The 18,314-nt window shown below is 55.5% G+C and carries 11 protein-coding genes; 3 read left to right on the plus strand and 8 right to left on the minus strand.

All coding sequences use genetic code 11. From position 1 onward, the window contains the following. Positions 1 to 264 precede the first annotated feature (264 nt). On the plus strand, positions 265 to 2,601 hold the full coding sequence (locus A3841_RS00835) for a glycoside hydrolase family 20 protein (RefSeq protein WP_073850394.1): 2,337 nt from the start codon (positions 265 to 267) through the stop codon (positions 2,599 to 2,601). A gap of 818 nt (positions 2,602 to 3,419) precedes the next feature. Here the strand turns inward: A3841_RS00835 and A3841_RS00840 are convergent. From A3841_RS00840 to A3841_RS00865, 6 genes are all read right to left on the minus strand, one after another. After that, a complete protein-coding gene (locus A3841_RS00840; protein WP_073850395.1) occupies positions 3,420 to 4,463 on the minus strand; it encodes a DUF4249 domain-containing protein in 1,044 nt (347 codons plus the stop codon). 6 nt (positions 4,464 to 4,469) lie between these two features. Next, a complete protein-coding gene (locus tag A3841_RS00845) occupies positions 4,470 to 6,854 on the minus strand; it encodes a TonB-dependent receptor (protein ID WP_073850396.1) in 2,385 nt (794 codons plus the stop codon). Between the two features lie 126 nt (positions 6,855 to 6,980). Next, on the minus strand, positions 6,981 to 7,499 hold the full coding sequence (locus A3841_RS00850) for a lipid-binding protein (protein WP_073850397.1): 519 nt from the start codon (positions 7,497 to 7,499) through the stop codon (positions 6,981 to 6,983). A 12-nt stretch (positions 7,500 to 7,511) separates the two neighbouring features. Continuing rightward, entirely contained in the window at positions 7,512 to 8,156 is a 645-nt protein-coding gene (locus tag A3841_RS00855) for an immunoglobulin-like domain-containing protein (protein ID WP_235861233.1), read from the minus strand. 24 nt (positions 8,157 to 8,180) lie between these two features. Continuing rightward, positions 8,181 to 9,662: a SusD/RagB family nutrient-binding outer membrane lipoprotein gene (locus A3841_RS00860; RefSeq protein WP_073850398.1), complete on the minus strand. Its 1,482-nt coding sequence runs from the start codon at positions 9,660 to 9,662 to the stop codon at positions 8,181 to 8,183. A 21-nt stretch (positions 9,663 to 9,683) separates the two neighbouring features. Then, positions 9,684 to 12,824, minus strand: a complete 3,141-nt coding sequence (locus tag A3841_RS00865; RefSeq protein ID WP_073850399.1) for a SusC/RagA family TonB-linked outer membrane protein — start codon at positions 12,822 to 12,824, stop codon at positions 9,684 to 9,686. Between the two features lie 272 nt (positions 12,825 to 13,096). Between A3841_RS00865 and A3841_RS00870 the strand changes: the two genes are divergently transcribed. Both A3841_RS00870 and A3841_RS00875 read left to right on the plus strand, forming a co-directional pair. Continuing rightward, positions 13,097 to 13,972 carry a hypothetical protein gene (locus tag A3841_RS00870; protein ID WP_073850400.1) on the plus strand — a complete coding sequence of 292 codons (876 nt, stop codon included), beginning with the start codon at positions 13,097 to 13,099 and terminating at the stop codon, positions 13,970 to 13,972. Between the two features lie 203 nt (positions 13,973 to 14,175). After that, entirely contained in the window at positions 14,176 to 16,266 is a 2,091-nt protein-coding gene (locus A3841_RS00875) for a ComEA family DNA-binding protein (protein WP_073850401.1), read from the plus strand. Between the two features lie 817 nt (positions 16,267 to 17,083). On the opposite strand, the gene sigZ is transcribed toward A3841_RS00875, so the two are convergent. Beyond that, positions 17,084 to 17,719 (minus strand): RNA polymerase sigma factor SigZ, encoded by a 636-nt coding sequence (gene sigZ / locus A3841_RS00885; RefSeq protein WP_083610102.1) that lies wholly within the window; start codon positions 17,717 to 17,719, stop codon positions 17,084 to 17,086. 2 nt (positions 17,720 to 17,721) lie between these two features. Beyond that, entirely contained in the window at positions 17,722 to 18,237 is a 516-nt protein-coding gene (locus tag A3841_RS00890; protein ID WP_073850403.1) for a GNAT family N-acetyltransferase, read from the minus strand. Between the last annotated feature and the right edge of the window lie 77 nt (positions 18,238 to 18,314).

Below are 18,314 nucleotides of genomic sequence, written 5' to 3' on the forward strand. Positions count from 1 at the left end.
GATGCAACTTGAGCCAAAGTGTCCCCTTGAGGACAAGTGAGAAGGGTAGTTCGAAGCTTGCGAGCATCGCTCAATAGGGGTGTTCTATACTTTGACTATAGCACTTTATACTTCAGCAAACAGTAATGGCAGGCTCCCCTCCTTAGATAAGGAGGGGTAGGGGTGGTTGGATAACCTTCTAACTTCCCAACTCTCTAACTCCTCATCTGGCATTTCCATCAAATATTCCTTATCCTTGATGTTCGAACATTACTTAAACATTTCATGAGATTGAATAAAACGTTCCCCCTGTTGCTTAGTCTGGCCTTGTTACTGGGGCTTGGCAGTGCCCAGGCGCAGAACCAGGTAGCAACTCCGGCCATTTCCATCATCCCCAAGCCGCAGCACCTGACGCCCCAGAGCGGCCACTTTACCCTCAATGCCGATACGAAAGTTCACGTGCCGGCTAAAAATGAGGAGCTCAAAAGTATCGCTGACCAGCTGGCCCAAAGTATAAAAACCGCTACCGGTGTGCAGCCGCAGGTGGTACAAAAAGACCCGAAGAAAAAGGCCAGAAACATCATCCAACTCAGCCTTACCACAGCCCCTGATACCTTAGGCAAGGAAGGCTATACGTTAGAAGTAACACCTGAGCAAATTATACTTGCCGCCAACCAGCCCAATGGGCTTTTTATCGGTTCCCAAACAATACAACAGCTGCTGCCGCCGCAGCCTACCAAGGCGCCGGTAACGATCCCTGCGGTAAGTATAGCCGATAAACCCCGCTACGAGTGGCGCGGCATGCACCTGGATGTGACGCGTCATTTCATGCCCGTGGAGTTTGTGAAGCAGTACATCGACTACCTGGCCATGCACAAGCTCAACACCTTCCACTGGCACCTGACCGATGACCAGGGATGGCGCATCGAGATCAAAAAGCACCCGAAACTCACCGAGATTGGCGCCTGGCGCGACAGCACCCTGATCGGCCATTACTGGGATCTGCCCCAGACCTACGACGACAAACGCCACGGTGGTTTTTATACCCAGGAGCAGATAAAAGACGTGGTAAAGTATGCCCAAGAGCGCTACATCACGGTAGTTCCTGAAATTGAGATGCCGGGCCACGTCCTGGCCGCACTGGCAACCTATCCGGAGCTGGCCTGTACGGAAGGGCCGTTTAAAGTAGAAGGCAAGTGGGGCATTTTCGATGATGTTTTCTGCGCCGGAAACGAGCAGACCTTTGCGTTTCTGGAGGATGTGCTGGTGGAAGTGATCGCCCTGTTCCCAAGCGAGTACATCCACATTGGCGGCGACGAAGCCCCGAAAACCCGCTGGAAAGTATGCCCGAAGTGCCAGAAGCGCATCAAAGACGAAGGCCTGAAGGATGAGCACGAGCTGCAGAGCTATTTTGTCCAGCGCATGGAGAAGTTTTTGAACAGCAAAGGCCGTCAGATCATCGGCTGGGACGAGATCCTGGAAGGCGGGCTGGCCCCGAACGCGACCGTGATGAGCTGGCGCGGCGAGAAAGGCGGCATTGAGGCAGCTAAGCAAAAGCACAACGTCATCATGACGCCCGGCAACTACGTATACTTCGACCACTACCAGGGCGACCGGGAGCTGGAGCCGGTGACCATCCATGGCGCTAACCCGCTTTCGAGGGTTTACGCTTACAACCCTACGCCGGCAGAGCTTTCCAAAGAAGAGCAAAAGTACATCCTAGGCGCCCAGGCCAACGTTTGGACTGAGTATATGCCTAACCCGAAGCATGTGGAGTACATGGCCTTCCCGCGCATCGCGGCCCTGTCGGAAGTGCTCTGGACGCCGCTACACCTGAAAGACTGGGAAGACTTTAAAACGCGTATGCAGCAGCAGTACCAGCGCTACGATGCCATGGGCATAAACTACGCCAAGAGTGCCTTCCAGGTGAAGCAGCAACTGCAGGTAGTTCCTGAGCGCAAGGCCGCCAAGGTGACGTTCACCACCGATGCTGCCGGAACCGATATTTTTTACACGCTCGATGGTTCTGAGCCAACAGCCCAATCGCAGAAGTATACCGGGCCGTTTGAGCTGACGAAAGCTGCCGTGATCAAGGCAGGTTCTTTTAAGGATGGCAAACTGATAGGCCAGGCCACAACCAAAGTTTTTGATGCTCATAAGGGCTTCAACCGCAAGGTAACGCTGGCCAGGGAGCCGCACCGCAGCTTCTCGCCGGGTACAGCCACTTTGGTAAACGGCCTCTACGGCACCACCGACCACTACGACGGTCACTGGCTGGGCTACCTGAAAAATGACCTGGAAGCCGTGATCGACCTGGAGCAGGTGCAGTCCATCTCTAGAATCAGCAGCTCTTACGTGCAGCACATCGGCTACCGCGTGTTCCTGCCTAAGCAGATAGAGTATGCCGTGTCGGAGGATGGCAAGAACTTTAAAACCGTGAAAGTGATCAGCAACACCGGCAAGGAAGAAGGTATCATGCGTAAAACGGTTGCCGCCGAGTTTCCGGCCACCAAGGCGCGCTATGTAAAGGTGACGGCCCGCAACGTGGGCATAGCCCCTGCCCAGTATCCTGTAGCCGGCCGCGAAACCTGGCTGCTGGTAGATGAACTGAGCGTAGAGTAGGTATAAAACAAATACCGATTGCACGGTTCCGGCCCCTTAAAAGGAAAGTTTATACTTCTCCTTTTAAGGGGCCGGAGTTATTTCATTATTCCAAGGAGCATCTCAGCAGCGCCGGGTCCAACCACCCCTAGCCCCTCCTTGTCTAAGGCGGGGAATTTAACCTCACCCCAGCCCTCCCCTAAAAACAGGAGAGGGAGTCCGGTTCAAACTGCATAGCAGGTGGCTATCGAACTGATCCCAGCCTTTGGGTTGAGCGCCTTGTGAGATTCCGGTGCCCTGCAAGGGCATTGCGACCGAAGGGTAGCAAAGGAAGGGAACACAGCGCGATGCCCGAAGGCGAGCCCTCTCGGGCTTGAGAGAGCCAAAGTATAAATGCAACAGTAGGTTTGTAAGGCTGGAGGATCAGCAGTTGCTAGTAAGTATAGCTTGGTTCAGGTTGCGGGAAGCGGTGGCTTAGGGAGGCACAAGCGGACGCTTGCGCCAGAGAAGTATAGAAGTATAGCAGCAAGTATAAACTGAAGTATAAAAGTATGGCTTACGCGGACTAGAAAGTCCGCAGCAGCAGTAGTTCCGGACACGGATGTCCGAAACAGCACAAAGTATAAAGTATAGCTTAAGTATAAGTATGGCTCTGCGAGCCAGTTGGGTTGCAAACCCAACACCATAGTAGGCACGAGTTGCAAACTCGCGCCAGCGAGAGGGGCCTTGGATGAGGGAAAGGTAAAGCGGACGCTTGCGCCAGAGGAAGAGGATCGATAGGAATTAGCTATAAACCTTATACTTCCATAGGAAGCCTAACTCATCAATCTCTTTATACTTTACCAGAACACCGGCCGCTCGGTAGTGCTGTTGGTAATCACCCGGCAATCATCCGGGAACACGTACGGCCCGACGCGCACACCCAGATCCTCCCGCCGGATAAACAGGCTGCGCCTGGTTACTGCCGAAGCCCCGAAAAAGCCCAGCGCCCGCTCGCCGGTGGCCGTGTTGGTGATGTTGCCGATGATGGTAGCGGGCGGCGGGTCCTGTATACTTCCCCCGTTCTCGATCTGGGCTTTCAGGATGCGCCAGTAATCGTAAGCGGCCTCAGATACGGAGAACTGCTTTACCTCCAGGTGGTACCTGGTGCCGAAGGCCTGCTCTGTCACAGGTATTTGGGTCACGACATGCCGGCTCAGCTTGCCGCCGTTTATGAGCCTGTCGTCCTGCACGTTTACGCTGCCGGTGGGACTGGTCACCCAGCATACTTCGCAGCAATCCTTGGGCCTTGGCACCCGCACGCCTCTTATCTTTTCCGTATAATCCCAAGGCTGTGTATTTACCTGAAAGGTGCTCTGCCACTGCCATAAATAGTAGTTCTTCTCCGCTGGGTCAGGCACATCCGCCAGTACATCCACCATGTAAATCGTTTCTTCCACATCTGTCTCGTTGAGGATCTGCTGCGGGCGCACCTCGAAGTATAAACTGTCGATGGGCGGTACGGGCCGGAGCGTTTCGGGGGCAGAAGTATAGATTTGCCCGCTTTTGGTGCGGATGCTCAACGTATAGGTGTATCCCAGCTGGCCCAGCATGCCTGCTTCGCTGGTCTGGTAAAGGCCCGGTGCGGCTTCGGTGAGCGTTTCCTGGTTTCCCTGGTCGTCAGAAAGTATAACGGAAGCTCCCGTTTCCACAGCGTCCCAGTTGTCGGCGTAAGTGTCGTAAGGTTTGCTGCGGCTCAAGCGCACAGTGTACGGGCCCGGCTCGTTGGTGATCATGCCGTCCACCACCAGTTGCTCGGCCTGGTCGTCAATGTCCAGGTCCAACGGGTCGATGCAACTGCCCATCAGCAGCAAGATGATACATAAGATGACTGCTTCTTTCATGACGCCTTACCTGAACTTGAAATCATAGGAGATAGAGGGCAGCGGCACACCCACCACTGCCAGCCGGTAGGCCCTGGGCGGGGAGCCGTATACTTGCCGGAAGAAAACCGAATACGGGTTTTTGCGCCCATACACGTTGTAGAGCGAGAGGTTCCAGGTGCCTTCCCAACGCCGGTTCTTGGCCTTGTCCGGCAAGAGCGAGAGCGACAGGTCGAGTCGGTGGTAGTCGAGGATGCGCTGCTGATTGCGGTCGCCGAAGTGGGGCACGATGAAATCGCCAATCACGTAGTGCGCGAGCGGCGCGGTGATGGGACGGCCCGTGCTGTAGGTAAAGGTTGATGCCAATAGCCAGCGTTTGCCCATTTCGTAGCTGCCGGCCAGGTTTAAAGTATGGGGCTTATCGTAGCTGGCCGGGTAATATTCGCCCTTGTTCACGGTTTCCTCTTCTGTGGCGCCTTGGATGGAAATCTCCGTGCGGGCGTAGGTATAGTTCAGCCAGCCGGTCAGGCGCCCGCTTACTTTGCTGATACTTGCTTCCACACCATAAGCCCTGCCTTTGCCGGCCAACAGATCTGCCTCCAGGGTTTTGTTCAGGTATAAATTGGCCCCGTTCTTATAGTCGAGCATGTGCTCCATCCGCTTGTAGTAGATCTCTACCGAAGCCTCTATCGTGTTTTTCCTGAAATTGCGGAAGTAGCCCAGGCTCACCTGATCCCCGATCAGTGGTTTTATGTGGGTATTGCTGCTTTTCCAGATGTCGGTGGGCGAGATAGTGGTGGTGTTGGAGATGAGGTGGAGGTACTGCCGGTGGCGGTTATAGCCGAGCTTGATGGCGCTGCGCTCACTGAAAGTATAGTTCACCGAAAACCGGGGTTCGGCGCCGTGGTAGCTTTCAATAATTTCCCCGCGGCCATAGCGTAGGGTATCCGTAATCGTGCGCTCCTGCTTGGGCACGCCCGGCTGGTAGCGGTATACTTGCCCGGCCCCGTAATTGGCGTAAAACGAGTAACGCAGGCCATACATTAAGGAGAACTTGGGCGAGAACCGCACCTCATCGTTCCAGTACACAGCACTCTCCAACGCCTGTTCCGGTTGCAACTGCACCAGCAGCACCCCAGACTCTACAGAAGTCGGCCTTAGTTTGCCCTGCTCAAAGGTATAATCGAGGGCCGAGGCACCGAAGTGGATCGCGTGCTTACCGGTGGCCAGGGCAAAATCTGCCTGTATACTTTTCAACTCGATGCCGTTGCTGTACTCTGAGGCGTTCATGCGCTGCTCGGTCTTCACTTTAAAAGTATAATCGGTGTACACCCCGCTGAGGCTCATGGAGAGGCTGGGACTGAAGCGGTGCGTATAGCTGGCCGTAGCCGCGTTGGTAGACCAGTTGTAGAGTGTGTCGCCCGAGAAGCCGAACTCGTCGAAGCTGCGGTAGCCGGAGATGGCCAGCCTGTTGCGTTCATCAAACGTATGGCTGATCTTGACGGAGGCATCGTAAAAAGCCGCATGGCTGTTGCGGATGCTGGCGTCGGGCATCTTGCGCAGCAGCCAGTCGGAGTAGGAACTGCGGCCGGCTACCAGAAAAGAAGTTTTGTCCCGGATGATGGGGCCCTCCACCGCCAGCCGGGCCGAGACAAGGCCCACGCCGCCGCTAAGCGCAAACTTCTCTCTATCGCCCTCCCGCATCCGCACGTCCAGCACCGAGGAGAGGCGCCCGCCATATTGCGCCGGCACACCACCCCGGTACAGCGTCACGTCCGCCACGGCATCGGGGTTAAAAACCGAGAAAAAACCAAACAGATGGGAGCTATTAAAAAGAGGCACCCCGTCCAGCAGCACCAGGTTCTGGTCCACGCTTCCGCCGCGCACGTTAAAGCCTGTCGCAGCCTCGCCTACCGAGCTTACGCCCGGCAACAGTTTTATACTTTTCACCACGTCCACTTCCCCCAGAAAGGCCGGCACCGATTTGATCGTGTTGATATCAAGGCTGGTGATGCCGCCCTGCACGCTGCGGATGTTATCGTGCACCGGCTTCTGCCCCACTACCCCCACCTCCGACAACTGCACCGACGACCGCACCAGCGGCACATTCAGCTTTGTGTTGCCGCCACTGATGCGAACTATCGCCCGCTCATACCCCAAGTAGGAGATTACAAGGGTCTTACTTCCGGCAGGCAAGTATAACGCAAAGGCACCATTTGCATCGGTCGTGGTTCCTGTGGTTGTGCCTGCAGCCAGCACAGCGGCACCCGCAATGGCCTCTCCTGTCCGGGCATCGCGCACGGTGCCCCGCACGGTAAAGCTGTTGGTTTGGGCAAAAGTATAGGCGGGCAAGAGTAGTGACTCGCAGAGCATCAGAACAGCCACAAAAAGCCAGAGCGCGAGCAGCCGCATAAGGTTAGCTTTATACTTTAGTTAGTTGATGCTGAATGACTTGGTCGGATTTATACTTTCAGGGGCTGCACGAGAGAAAGGCAGGCTTGTGCAGCCTGCCTCTTCCCAAACGAAGGACACCAGTCGTTACTCAAATTCGAATCCGGTTTTCCGGTGTCCGTATACATGGTAAATGGTGCCGAAGGGAGCCTCGTTGCCCTCTGCGTCCGTGTCGTCGCTGAAAGATACCCTGAAGTAAATGCTGTCCTGCATGCGATTGTTCACTTCCACTGCACCCAGGAACACCTGCCCGTCGGTAATGGTTACCTGTGAGGGGTAGTAATCGTTTTCCAGGTTTTCTCCGCCAAACGTAAGGTTTTTGATGTCAAGGGGAGCTTTTACCTTAAATTCCCAGAAGTTACCCTCATCGTCTACCCATACTTCTGTGGGCGTATTGGCCGCCGTGTTGTAGATCAGCACCTCGGTCGGGTCCGTAAGCGGCTCGAATTGCCCGGGTGCGGTCTCCACGTTGAATGTAACCACCCAATCCCCCGAGACGGGGTACGTGGCGGTATAGTCTATGTCATCGTCGTCATCGTCATCGCAGGAGGTAAAGGCACCGAGCGAGAGGAACAGGGTCAGCAATAAAGTATACTTTAATTTCATAGTGGTACAGGTTTATAGTTTGACAAACGTGCGGGGAGCCGCGCCATAGCCGGAGTTGATAACAGACCAAGTATAGCTGACCCCAGGTATCACGGTGGCATCAACAGCGGCGAACTCACTGCCCTGCACATCCTGCGGAGGCACCCCCAACTGACCAACATCATAATGAAAGAACCTGACAGTTGTGGAAGGGCCTGGTGCGGCGACGCCTCCTATGTTATCCGTCTCGAACAAGCCCGGCTCAATCTGGGTAACGGTTGAGACCCCCAAGGCACCCGCGTTGCGCTTGTACTGCCCGCTCAGATCAATGGCCGCCGCCTCGGGGGTAACAACGCCCACGTACCTTCTGATAGAGCCCGAGAAGCCATCCTGGTTAACGGCGGTATAGGTGAGCACATATACGCCGGGCACGTTGGGATCCACTGTTCCCGATGTAGTATACTCGATGGCGGTTTCGCCCTCAAATGCCTCTGCCCCGGGATCTGTGAAGGCCTCCCCTACCTGCAAAACTTCCCACTGCTCCCCGACCAGCGACACAACCGGATAGGTGGTAATAAACGAGACATTCGCGGTTTCATCATCTTTCTCGCAGCCGGACAAAAGAAGGGCGGAGGCGGAAAGTATGACCATCATGAAGATTTTATTAAGAATTTTCATCTTTCTTGCGTTTTAGGTTCCACATTAATCCTTCACGTCCCACCACACCGGCTCGTTTATCTCGATCAGGCCGGGATAATTCTGGTTCCGGATCGCTTCCGTGTTAGGGTATACCAGGCGCTTGGGGATCAGGTCCGCGCCCAGCGTGGAGGCAGCCGATGGCGCTATAAAGCTGGGGTAACCGGTTCTTCTGTACTCTGTCCACGACTCGAAGCCCTGCACCCCGTTAAACGATACCCATTTCTGCGTGAGGATCTGCTCGACCTGCGCCTCCACGTCCCCTCCGGCGGGGTAGGCTACGCCGGACTGTTGGAGCAGCTGGTCTACCAGTGCCACATCCTCTCCCAGGTAATCAAAAGAGGCTCTGATGCCCTGCGCATACAGCTCGCTGGCCTCACCGCCTGCCCCTCCTGTCCAGCCGCGGGCTGCGGCCTCGGCCTGCAGAAAGAAGCTCTCTGCCGCCGTTAAAAATGGCACCGCTGTTGTCGGACTGGCCACGGCAGGTCCCGGCTTGGATACCGTGTTAGACTGATCGCCGCTTCTATCAGGGGTACATTCCACCCCCTGGTCTACCCCCACAAAGTTGCCGGCCGCTGCACCCGTTTCTGCCGGGGCATAAAGCTCATTAAGGCGCGGGTCATTTGTTTCCTGCAGGTAGCTGAGGGAGGTATTACTGGCCACCACATCCACCCCTCCTCTAAACTCCACCTGGGTCTGGAAGAAAGGATTCCGGTTCAGCGTCTGGTCAGCAAACGCCACACCACCTGTCTCCCCTATCTGCAGGAATTCCGCGCCGCTGGCATACAGGGCCTGTATGCCATTCTGGGCAACATCGGGCCTTACGTATGCCTGACGCAGGTATATTTTGAGTTTCAGCGTGTTAGCAAACCTGCGCCACAAGCCCATGTCTCCCCCATACACCAAATCCGCGTCGCCAAGGCCGGAGGGGGCCTCCTCATCAATCAGCAGCAAAGCCGAGTCGAGTTGAACGATGAGCAGGTCGTAGATCTCCTGCTGCGACTGGTACTCCGGATTGGAGTTCTCCAGGCCTGCCAGCGCACTGGTGTAAGGCACATCTCCCCAGGCATCTGTGATAACCTGCATGGTATACACCTCCATGATCCGCCCGATCGCCTCGGCATTCTGTATGCTGTCCTCCCGGGCCTGGTCGCTTACAAACCGGAAGTCCTGCAGGGCACCGGCATACAACTCGCCCCACACGCGGGCATCGTAGTCAGAAGAGGTGATCTGATACAACTCCAGGTCGCAGTACTGGTTGGCGGCGCCGGCCTGGGTCCAGTGCTGAGCGAAGAAGTTGCCCAAAAACTGAAACTGGTTGCCCAGCACATAGGCCAGCTCGCCCTGCGCCGCCGGCAAGGTTAGCGCCGGCGTGGAAGTGGGCGGGTTGTTGGGGTCCACGTTAATATCGAGGTAATCGTCGCACGCTGTAAAGCCGAGAGAGAAGGCAAAGAGTACAGCAAGCACTTTTATAGATAGCTTTTTCATGATTTTCTCGTCTTCGGTTCGTTAGAAAGTAACTCTGAGGTTAGCCCCCCAGGAGCGGGTGCTTGGGTAACTACTGAACTCATAGCCCTGCAGGTTGCCGTTGCCAAAGCTGTTTGTCTCCGGGTCGATGTAGGTGTTCTCGTCCGGGGTCCACAGCACCAGGTTACGGCCCGAGAGCCCTACCTCTATGTTACCAAAGAAGGTCTTCTCTGTGAGGGTGGCCGGCAACCTGTAGGAGATGCTCACTTCCCTTAGTTTGGTAAAAGAGGCATCTATGATGTTGGTACCCTCAGGTAGGTTGCCCCAGTATTCGTACAGGTTGGTGTTGGTAAGCGGTGTGGTATTCTCGATGTACTCATCGCTGGTACCCACCTGCACCACAGAGTTGGGTATGATGTATGGCTGGCGATCGTTGAAGAGCGTTTCGGGAGCGGTGCCGGCAAAGCGCTGCGTACCCCTTGTTCTGGAGTAGATCTTACCGCCCTGGCGCGTATCAAACACCACCGACATGCGCAGGCCTTTGTAAGTAAAGGTGTTTATCAGGCCGCCCTGCCAATCCGGCTGAATGGTACCCTGATAGGTCTGCTCCGTAGAGAGCCGTGGCCGGCCGGTAGAGGCGTTCACCACGATACGGCCCTGCGGGTCGCGCAGGTAATCCTCGGCCAGGAACGTGCCATAGGGCCGCCCCTCTGAGATAACCAGTGCCGCCGCCGCCAAACCTCCCAGCGAGATCTCGTTATCCCCAGCCACGTCCTCCACCGTGTTCTCATTCTTGGTGAAGTTCACGCTGATGTCCCAGCTGAAATCCCCTATCTCGAGCGGAATGCCCCCGACAAGCAGCTCAACCCCCTCATTGCGGATAGTGGCCGCGTTCAGGAAGGCAGAGCCGAAACCTGTGGCATAGGAGAGCGGCACGTTGATGATCTGGTCAGTGGACTTGGAGTTATAGTAGGCCGCATCCAGGCGCAGGCGCTCGTTGAAGAAGCGCAGGTCGGCACCCACCTCCCAGGAACTCGTGTTCTCCGGCTCCAGTTTCTCGTTGCCGATCACGTTGCTTACTTCAAAACCGGGCAGGCCGGCAAACGGGAAATTCAGATCAGTATCGGCAAAGCCATCGCTAATGTTGCCCGAGATAAACACAGACCGCGTGCTGTAAGGCAGCGCGTCGTTACCCACGTTGGCATAGTTGGCCCTGATCTTAGCAAAATTGATCGGGGTGGTCTCTGCCAGGCCAAAGGCCTCTGCCGCATCAAACGCCAGGTTCACGGAGGGGTAGAAAAAGCTATTATCGCCGATGGGCAGCGTAGAGGACCAGTCGTTGCGGCCGGTAACCTCCAGCCACAGAAAGTTCCTGTAGCCTACCTTCGCCGATCCGTATACCCCCACCAGCCTGCGCTTATCCCTGAAACTGGTAGTAAGCGGCGTGCCAATGATGTTGCTCAGCGACCTGAACTCGTTGTTGGCCAGGGCGTCGGCAGTGGCTGACAGATCATCATTCTCGCGTTGGTTAATGTTGTTGCCTACCAGGACATCCAGCGTCAGCAGTTCCGACAACTCCCTGGTATAGGACACGATCAGGTCAGAGTTAACCTCCCTGTAGTAGATCTGGCGCTCCTGGTACATGCCATTGTTGTTGTTGGCAGTATTCTGCCCCTCCACGTCCCGGATGGCCATAAACTGCTTGCGCCGGTCGGTGTAGAAGTCCGTGCCGATGCGGTAGGTTACGTTGAGCCCCTCCATGATATCATACCCGATGGTGATGTTGCCGAACAGGCGGTCCACCTCATTCTCATAGGTCTGGTTCCTTAGCGACCAGTATGGGTTGATGGTGTAGGGCGAGTAGAAACCCGCCTCGTCGTTAAAGGGGCTTTCCAGGTCCTCCAGCTCCCGCACCGGAATGTCTCGCGGCGTCTGGATGATCTGGTTGAAAACGGAGTTGCCCTGCCCTGTCAACGCAAAGTCGCCGCCAGACTTGGTGTAAGTAAGGGAGGCGGAGGAGTTGAACTTGTTGAGAAGCTTTGTAGTGCCCTTCACGGCAAGGGAGTGGCGGTTATACTCTGTTGTGGGCACCACGCCCTCCTGCCGCGTATTGGAGTAAGAGGCATAGTAGGTAGCGTTATCGGCGGCCCCGGACAGCGAAACCGTGTTGGTCCAGTTGTGGCCGTAATCGAAGAACTCCTTGATGTTATCCTCCAGGGCAGCATATGGCTTTACGCGCTGCTGGTTATCTATTACCTGGCCCCATGGCAGCAGCTCGCCCGTAAAGGCTGGTCCCCAGCTGGTGTTCTCCAGCAGGTCCGGCTCCCCGAAGAAGCCTTGCCCGTAGCGGTTCTGCAGCTCGGGGTAGCGCAGGACATCCTCTATCGTATAAGAAGTCAGGAAAGTGACCTCGGCCTTCTTGGTGGCCCCTCTGCCCGATTTGGTTGTGATCATGATCACCCCGTTTGCAGCGCGGGCACCGTAGAGCGCCGCCGCCGCCGGCCCTTTCAGGATGTTGATGGACTCGATGTCATCCGGGTTAATGTCGTTGGCGCGGTTACCCACGTCCACTCCGGCATTCAGGTCATCCCCCGTTCCGGTGCTGCCGTTGTCGATCGGGATACCGTCTATCACAAATAAGGCCTGGTTGCTCTGGGATATGGATTTAGCGCCACGAATAACCACGCGGGTAGAAGCACCGGGACCGCCGCCCTGGCTCTGTATGTTTACGCCGGCTACCTTGCCCTGCAGGGCGTTGGCTACGCTGCGCTCGCGGCCCTGCGTTAGTTGCTCAGCGCCCACCTGCTGGGTGGCGTACCCCAGGGTCCTTTCCTCCTCCTCACGGCCCAGGGCCGTCACCACCACCTCCTGCAGTTGCTCGGAGTCTAGGCCCATGGCCACGTTGATGGTGGAGGCGTTCCCGATCTCCCTTTGCACTTCGGCATAGCCCAGAAAGCGAAACATCAATGTTGTTGCATCCGCTGGCACGTTTAGCGTGTACTCGCCATTGGCACCGGTTGTAGTACCTACTGTAGTACCCTGTACAATTACCGCCACACCGGGCAGCGGCTGGCCAGATTCCTGGTCTGTAACCTGCCCCGTCACCGTTCTGGCTCCTTGCGAATAGCCTGATAAGGGCAGAAGCAACGCCAGTACCAGACTAAGTAGTAGAACCTTTTTCATAAGCACATCTTTAGCTGATTTACAAACTGTTACAGCTTAATTCTACGTACTAAGCCCTTTGTCTCTCCATCTAAATAATACAATTATAAAATAAAGTAGTACCAACAGAATCAAAATTGATGTTAACACTCAGATTTCTTTAGGCGGCAAGTACAGCGATGCTTTTTGAAGTTGCCTGGTTACGACACATCATTTAAGGAGCGGGGCACGTAAAGGGGGAAATCAATAAAAAAACGCTATAAACTAATATTCTATACTTTAAATAGGGAAGTATGGCAGTACTACAGCAGGTAGCGGGCACCAAACCTGAGGCAATGAGGCAGACGTTTACGCTTGTACTTTTTGTGGCATTTATACTTGGGCAGGCCGGGGCGCAGGCGCAGCAACTGTGCAATTTCGGGGCACGCACGGCTGGCATGGGCTATACTTCGGCGGCGGTGGCGGATGTGTGGGCGGTGGCAAACAACACGGCCGGCATCGCTACCCTGACCGCTCCGGCCGTGGGCGTGTATGCGGAGAACAGGTTCGGGGAGCGCGCCTTTACCACGGTGGCCCTGCAGGCAGTTTTCCCCACGCAAAAGTATGGCACCTATGGCCTGAGCCTGAGCCGTTTCGGGGACGCATTCTTTAGCCAGCAGCACGCCGGGCTGGGGGTGGCGCACAAGCTGGGGCAGTTTAGCATCGGGGCGAAGGCCGATGTGTGGCAGGTAGCCGTGCAGGAGTATGGCAGCCGGAAAACGGTGGCGCTCTCGGTTGGGGTGCAGGGAGAGGTGGTGCCCGATTTATACTTTGGCGCCTTTGCCTACAACCTGAACCAGGCAAAGCTAGCCTCTTTTGCGGATGAGCGCCTGCCTACTGTGATGAAAGCCGGCCTCTCCTACCGCCCCACCACCCGCCTGCTGCTGGCCGCCGAAACGGAAAAAAGCATAGACCATGACGCTGATTTTAAGGCCGGGGCCGAGTACGCGCTGCTGCAACAGAAATTTATACTTCGCTCCGGCTTCAGCACGCTTACCGGCAGCCTTAGTTTCGGCGCCGGCTTCAAAGCGCGGCAACTGCAGGTAGATTACGCCTTTGGCTCCACCACGCCCATCGGTAACAGCCACCATGTTTCAGTAGGTTATACTTTCTCCAGGGAAAGCCAGTGAGCTGGAGAGTTTCTGTGAGTTAGAGAGTTGGGAGTTGTTGAGACGCAATATGCTGCGTCTCTATAGTTAGAAAGTGAGAAGGTTAAAAAGTTAGAAAGTGGGGTTTATACTTTATAATTCATCTTTTGTCTTATTTAGTCCTATGTTGAAAATTCCTTTGTCATGATACGTGATACGTGTGTCGTGATACGTCATTAGCGCTTATGAGAAGAGGCTACGTTATACTTTGCTGCATCCTGTGTTGCCTGCCGCCGCTGTGGGCGCAGGATTATCCGCGCCAGAACATCGACCTGGACCTGCTGGTGCAGGAGCTGTTTGCCGAGCAGGACGATGAAAGTATAAGTTACGAAGACCTTTATGAAACGCTTTTCCAGTACTACCAGCGCCCTGTTAACTTAAACCGCACCACGCCCGAGGAACTGGCCTCCTTATACCTGCTCTCGCGCCCGCAGATCGTATCATACTTTAACTACCTGCAGGAGAACGGCGAGTTGCTGAGCATTTACGAGCTGCAGGCCATTCCGGGCTTCGATCTGCCTACCATCTACCGCCTGTTGCCCTTCGTGCAGGTGCCGGGCGCTGGCTTGCAATCTGATTCACGGCCGCTCTGGCAACGCATGGTGGGGGAGGATAACAACGCGCTTATACTTCGGTACGAGCGCACGCTGCAGCAGCGCCGCGGGTATACTTCGGTAGACACCAGCAGCCGCTCCACCACCCGCTATTTAGGCTCGCCCGAGAAGTTATACTTGCGCTACCGCATCAGCCATACCCGCGACTATAGTTTTGGCGTTACCGCCGAGAAGGACGCCGGCGAGCAATTTACCTGGAGCCCCGGCACCCGCCGATACGGCTTCGACTTTTATACGTTGCACCTGCAGCTCTACAACAAAGGCCGCTTCAAAACCATTGCCCTGGGCGATTACCAGCTGCAGTTCGGGCAGGGCTTACTCCTCTCCTCGGGCTACAGCGTGGGCAAAGGCGGCGAGACCATCACCACCGTGAGCCGGCCCAATTTGGGCATCCGGCCATACAGTTCCGTGCTGGAGTACGCTTTTATGCGCGGCGGCGCGGCAACCTATACCTTGGGCAAGGTGGATGTAACAGCTTTTTACTCGAACAAGCTCGTGGACGCCAACCTGCGGGGCCAGTCCGACACGCTGCTTGCGGAGGAGCAGTTCTTCACCGGCATCCAGACCACGGGTTTTCACCGGACGCCTACCGAACTGGCCAACAAAGACGCCGTGCGGGAGCAGGTGTACGGCGGCAGCGCCCAGTATCAATCCGCAGATAAAACCTTTTCAGCAGGTGTAACTGCCATGGGAATGCACTATGATGCACCTATACAAAAAGCAGGGGCGCCTTACCAACGCTTCGAGTTTTCGGGCACCCACAACTACAACCTGGGCACCAACTACAGCTACACCTGGCAAAATGTATACTTGTTCGGGGAGGCGGCCATGAGTAAAAGCGGCGGCCTGGGAAGTATAAACGGGCTGATCGCCAACCTGACCAACAACGTGGAGCTGTCGGTGCTGTACCGGTACTACGCCCGCGATTTCCATACTTTTTACGGCGGTGCCTTTGGGGAAGGCACGCGCAACATCAACGAGCAGGGCTTTTACACCGGCATCAAGATAAAACCGTTGCCTAAATGGGAGATAACCGCCTACTACGACAGGTTCCGGTTTCCGTGGCTGCGCTACCTGGTGGATGCGCCCTCGCATGGGGATGAGTACCTGGTGCGCCTATACTTCCGGCCCACCCGCCAGAGCAGTCTCTACGCACAAATGCGGCACGAGAGCAAAGGCCGGAACCTGAGCGGCAACACCACCGCCATGGACTATGTGGCGCAAGCTGCGCCGCGGAACTATCTTTTATACTTTGAGACCTCGCCCACCCGCACGCTCAACCTGAAAACGCGGGTGCAGTTTGGCACCTATGCGCAGGAATCGCCACGGCAGACGGGCTACTTTATCTCGCAGGACGTGAACTTTACGTTTGACAAGTTCCGCCTCAGCACCCGCTACGCCCTCTTCGATACCGACAGCTACGACACCCGCCAGTATGCCTATGAGCGCGATGTGCTCTACGCCTTCTCCATTCCGGCCTTCAGCGGCCGAGGCACGCGCTTTTATACCTTGCTGCAGCTCCGCCCCATCCGTGATCTGGATGTATGGCTAAAGTATGGCCTCACGCATTTCCGCGATCAGGAAAGTATAGGCAGCGGCCTGGAAATGATTGAGGGACCGAGAAGATCGGATGTGAAGGTGCAGGTAAGGTATAAGTTTTAGGGGTAGTTTTTACTTTAGTCACACTTGTTGATTTATACTTTTGCTGGCGCGAGTTTGCAACTCGTGTCCTACTATGATGTTGGGTTTGTAACTCAACTGGCTTGGAAAGCCATACTTTATACTTGGGCTATACTTTATACTTCTCTGGCGCAAGCGTCCGCTTGTGCCTTTTTATACTTTTTATACTTTGGCTATACTTCCATAGCCGCTGCTTCCTACTACTTGATACAAGCTATCCTTTCAAAACACCGCTGATCCTCTAGTTCCCACAAGCCTATAGTTGCATCTCTGGCTTTGGCTCCCTCCAGCCCGGGAGGGCTCGTCCTTTGGCATCGCGCTGTGTACATTTCCTTTGCTTGACCTGCGGTCTCCGCAATTTCGCTAAAGCGAAACCGTAAATCTACAAGGCGCTCAACCTAAGGACTGGGTATCATTTCGATAGCCACGGCTTTCTGTCATCTCGACCTTTGGGAGAGATCTATTTAGAATTCCCGATAAATCTCTCGCGCTGCTCGAGATGACAGGAAAGGGAGCAAGTATAATTCCCCTCCTCGGAGGGGTTGGGGTGGGTTTATACTTTGTAGGGACAGGTCGCAACCTGTCCGCGCTATACCAGCAGCTATAGAATTTATACTTTAGCCAAAATAACTGCAGACTCCACTCCTTGGCTAAGTCTCGGATCCCGGATTTGTTCCGGGGGAGGGGTTAGGGGTGGTTGGGCCCGGTATTGCTGAAACTCCCTCTCCTATTTTTATGTGAGGGCTAGAGTGAAGTGAACCCTATAAAAACGACTTACAACCAAGCACTTACACCAAGTCTAGACAAAGCTACTTTTCCCGCAGCAACTCTCCGGCTCCTGCAGCGCTTTACAGTCCGCCTTTACCTCCGCCCCGAGCAGCTGCCCGTCGCGGCTGAGTTCGAGGTGGCAGCACTCCAGAAAGAGCTGCTTCAGCTTCTCGCGCCCCCGCTGCACCCTGGATTTGGCCCCGGAATAAGAAATACCCAAACGCTCTGCGATCTCCTTCTGGCTCACGCCCTCCAGCTCGCTCAGACGCAGCGCTTCGGCGTATTCGGAGGGCAGTAGGTTGATCAGGGGTTCCACCAGCGCCTCCACTTCCTGCCGGTTTCGCTCCGTCAGGTCCTCTGGCTCGGGCAGTTCTACCCCATCTTCCAGCGGTTGCCGGCGGTTATTCTCCCTGAAGAAATCGTGCACGGTGTTGCGGGTGATCTGGTAAAGCCAGGCTTTCAGGTTGTGCACGCCCTGCAGCTGCTCGCAGTTTTTGTAGAGTTTCAGGTAGAGCTGCTGCAGTATGTCGTCAGCCTCCATCTTGTCCTGCACGCGCTTCTGCACGAAGCCACGCAGTTGCGCCTCGTATGCCAGGAATGCAGGAGCCACAGCGGCACAGCTGTCCTTTGGTAAGTTCGTGGTGGGGTTGATACAGCAGTTATCCATACTTACACGCCTACAACCTTGCTCCGTTTTTCCATCAACCAGGTGTCGCGCCACTGGCCGTGCAGCTGCCCGAAGCGCTCGCGTAAACCTACTATCTTAAACCCGCACTGCTCGTGCAGCCTTACGCTGGCCTCGTTCTCTTTGAGCATGTGTGCCTGCAGCGTCCAAATCCCCTCCTGCTCTGATTCCTGCACCAGTTGCTGCAGCAGCAGCCTGCCAATACCCCTGCCCTTATACTTCGGGTGGATGTAGACGCTATTCTCGGCCACGCCCCGGTACACACACCTGCCCGATACCGCGGTAAGTGCTGCCCAGCCTGCTATACTTCCGTCTTCAGCCAAGGCCACCAGACGGCAGCTTTTCATATACTTGCTATCCCACTCTTCCCAGTCCGGCGCCTTAGTTTCCAGGGTAGCGTTGTTGGTGGCGATGCCCTGTTCGTAAATCTCCTTTACCTGAGGATAGTGCACCGGCAGCATTTCAGTCAGCAGCACAGCGTGTTGGGTGGCGGTTTCCATCGTTCTGTAATCGGGTTAATAAGCTGTATCCGGAGTAAATATAAATCAGCAGCAAGTATAAACACATACCTGCTGCT

Origin of the sequence: Pontibacter flavimaris (assembly GCF_001907195.1) — a bacterium.
Taxonomy (GTDB): domain Bacteria; phylum Bacteroidota; class Bacteroidia; order Cytophagales; family Hymenobacteraceae; genus Pontibacter; species Pontibacter flavimaris.

What these genes read in the sequence shown, in the direction of transcription:
- A3841_RS00835 (WP_073850394.1), top strand. Translation starts at nt 265, where the DNA reads ATGAGATTGAATAAAACGTTCCCCCTGTTGCTTAGTCTGGCCTTGTTA.
- A3841_RS00840 (WP_073850395.1), bottom strand. Translation starts at nt 4,463, where the DNA reads ATGAAAGAAGCAGTCATCTTATGTATCATCTTGCTGCTGATGGGCAGT.
- A3841_RS00845 (WP_073850396.1), bottom strand. Translation starts at nt 6,854, where the DNA reads ATGCGGCTGCTCGCGCTCTGGCTTTTTGTGGCTGTTCTGATGCTCTGC.
- A3841_RS00850 (WP_073850397.1), bottom strand. Translation starts at nt 7,499, where the DNA reads ATGAAATTAAAGTATACTTTATTGCTGACCCTGTTCCTCTCGCTCGGT.
- A3841_RS00855 (WP_235861233.1), bottom strand. Translation starts at nt 8,156, where the DNA reads ATGAAAATTCTTAATAAAATCTTCATGATGGTCATACTTTCCGCCTCC.
- A3841_RS00860 (WP_073850398.1), bottom strand. Translation starts at nt 9,662, where the DNA reads ATGAAAAAGCTATCTATAAAAGTGCTTGCTGTACTCTTTGCCTTCTCT.
- A3841_RS00865 (WP_073850399.1), bottom strand. Translation starts at nt 12,824, where the DNA reads ATGAAAAAGGTTCTACTACTTAGTCTGGTACTGGCGTTGCTTCTGCCC.
- A3841_RS00870 (WP_073850400.1), top strand. Translation starts at nt 13,097, where the DNA reads ATGGCAGTACTACAGCAGGTAGCGGGCACCAAACCTGAGGCAATGAGG.
- A3841_RS00875 (WP_073850401.1), top strand. Translation starts at nt 14,176, where the DNA reads ATGAGAAGAGGCTACGTTATACTTTGCTGCATCCTGTGTTGCCTGCCG.
- sigZ (WP_083610102.1), bottom strand. Translation starts at nt 17,719, where the DNA reads ATGGATAACTGCTGTATCAACCCCACCACGAACTTACCAAAGGACAGC.
- A3841_RS00890 (WP_073850403.1), bottom strand. Translation starts at nt 18,237, where the DNA reads ATGGAAACCGCCACCCAACACGCTGTGCTGCTGACTGAAATGCTGCCG.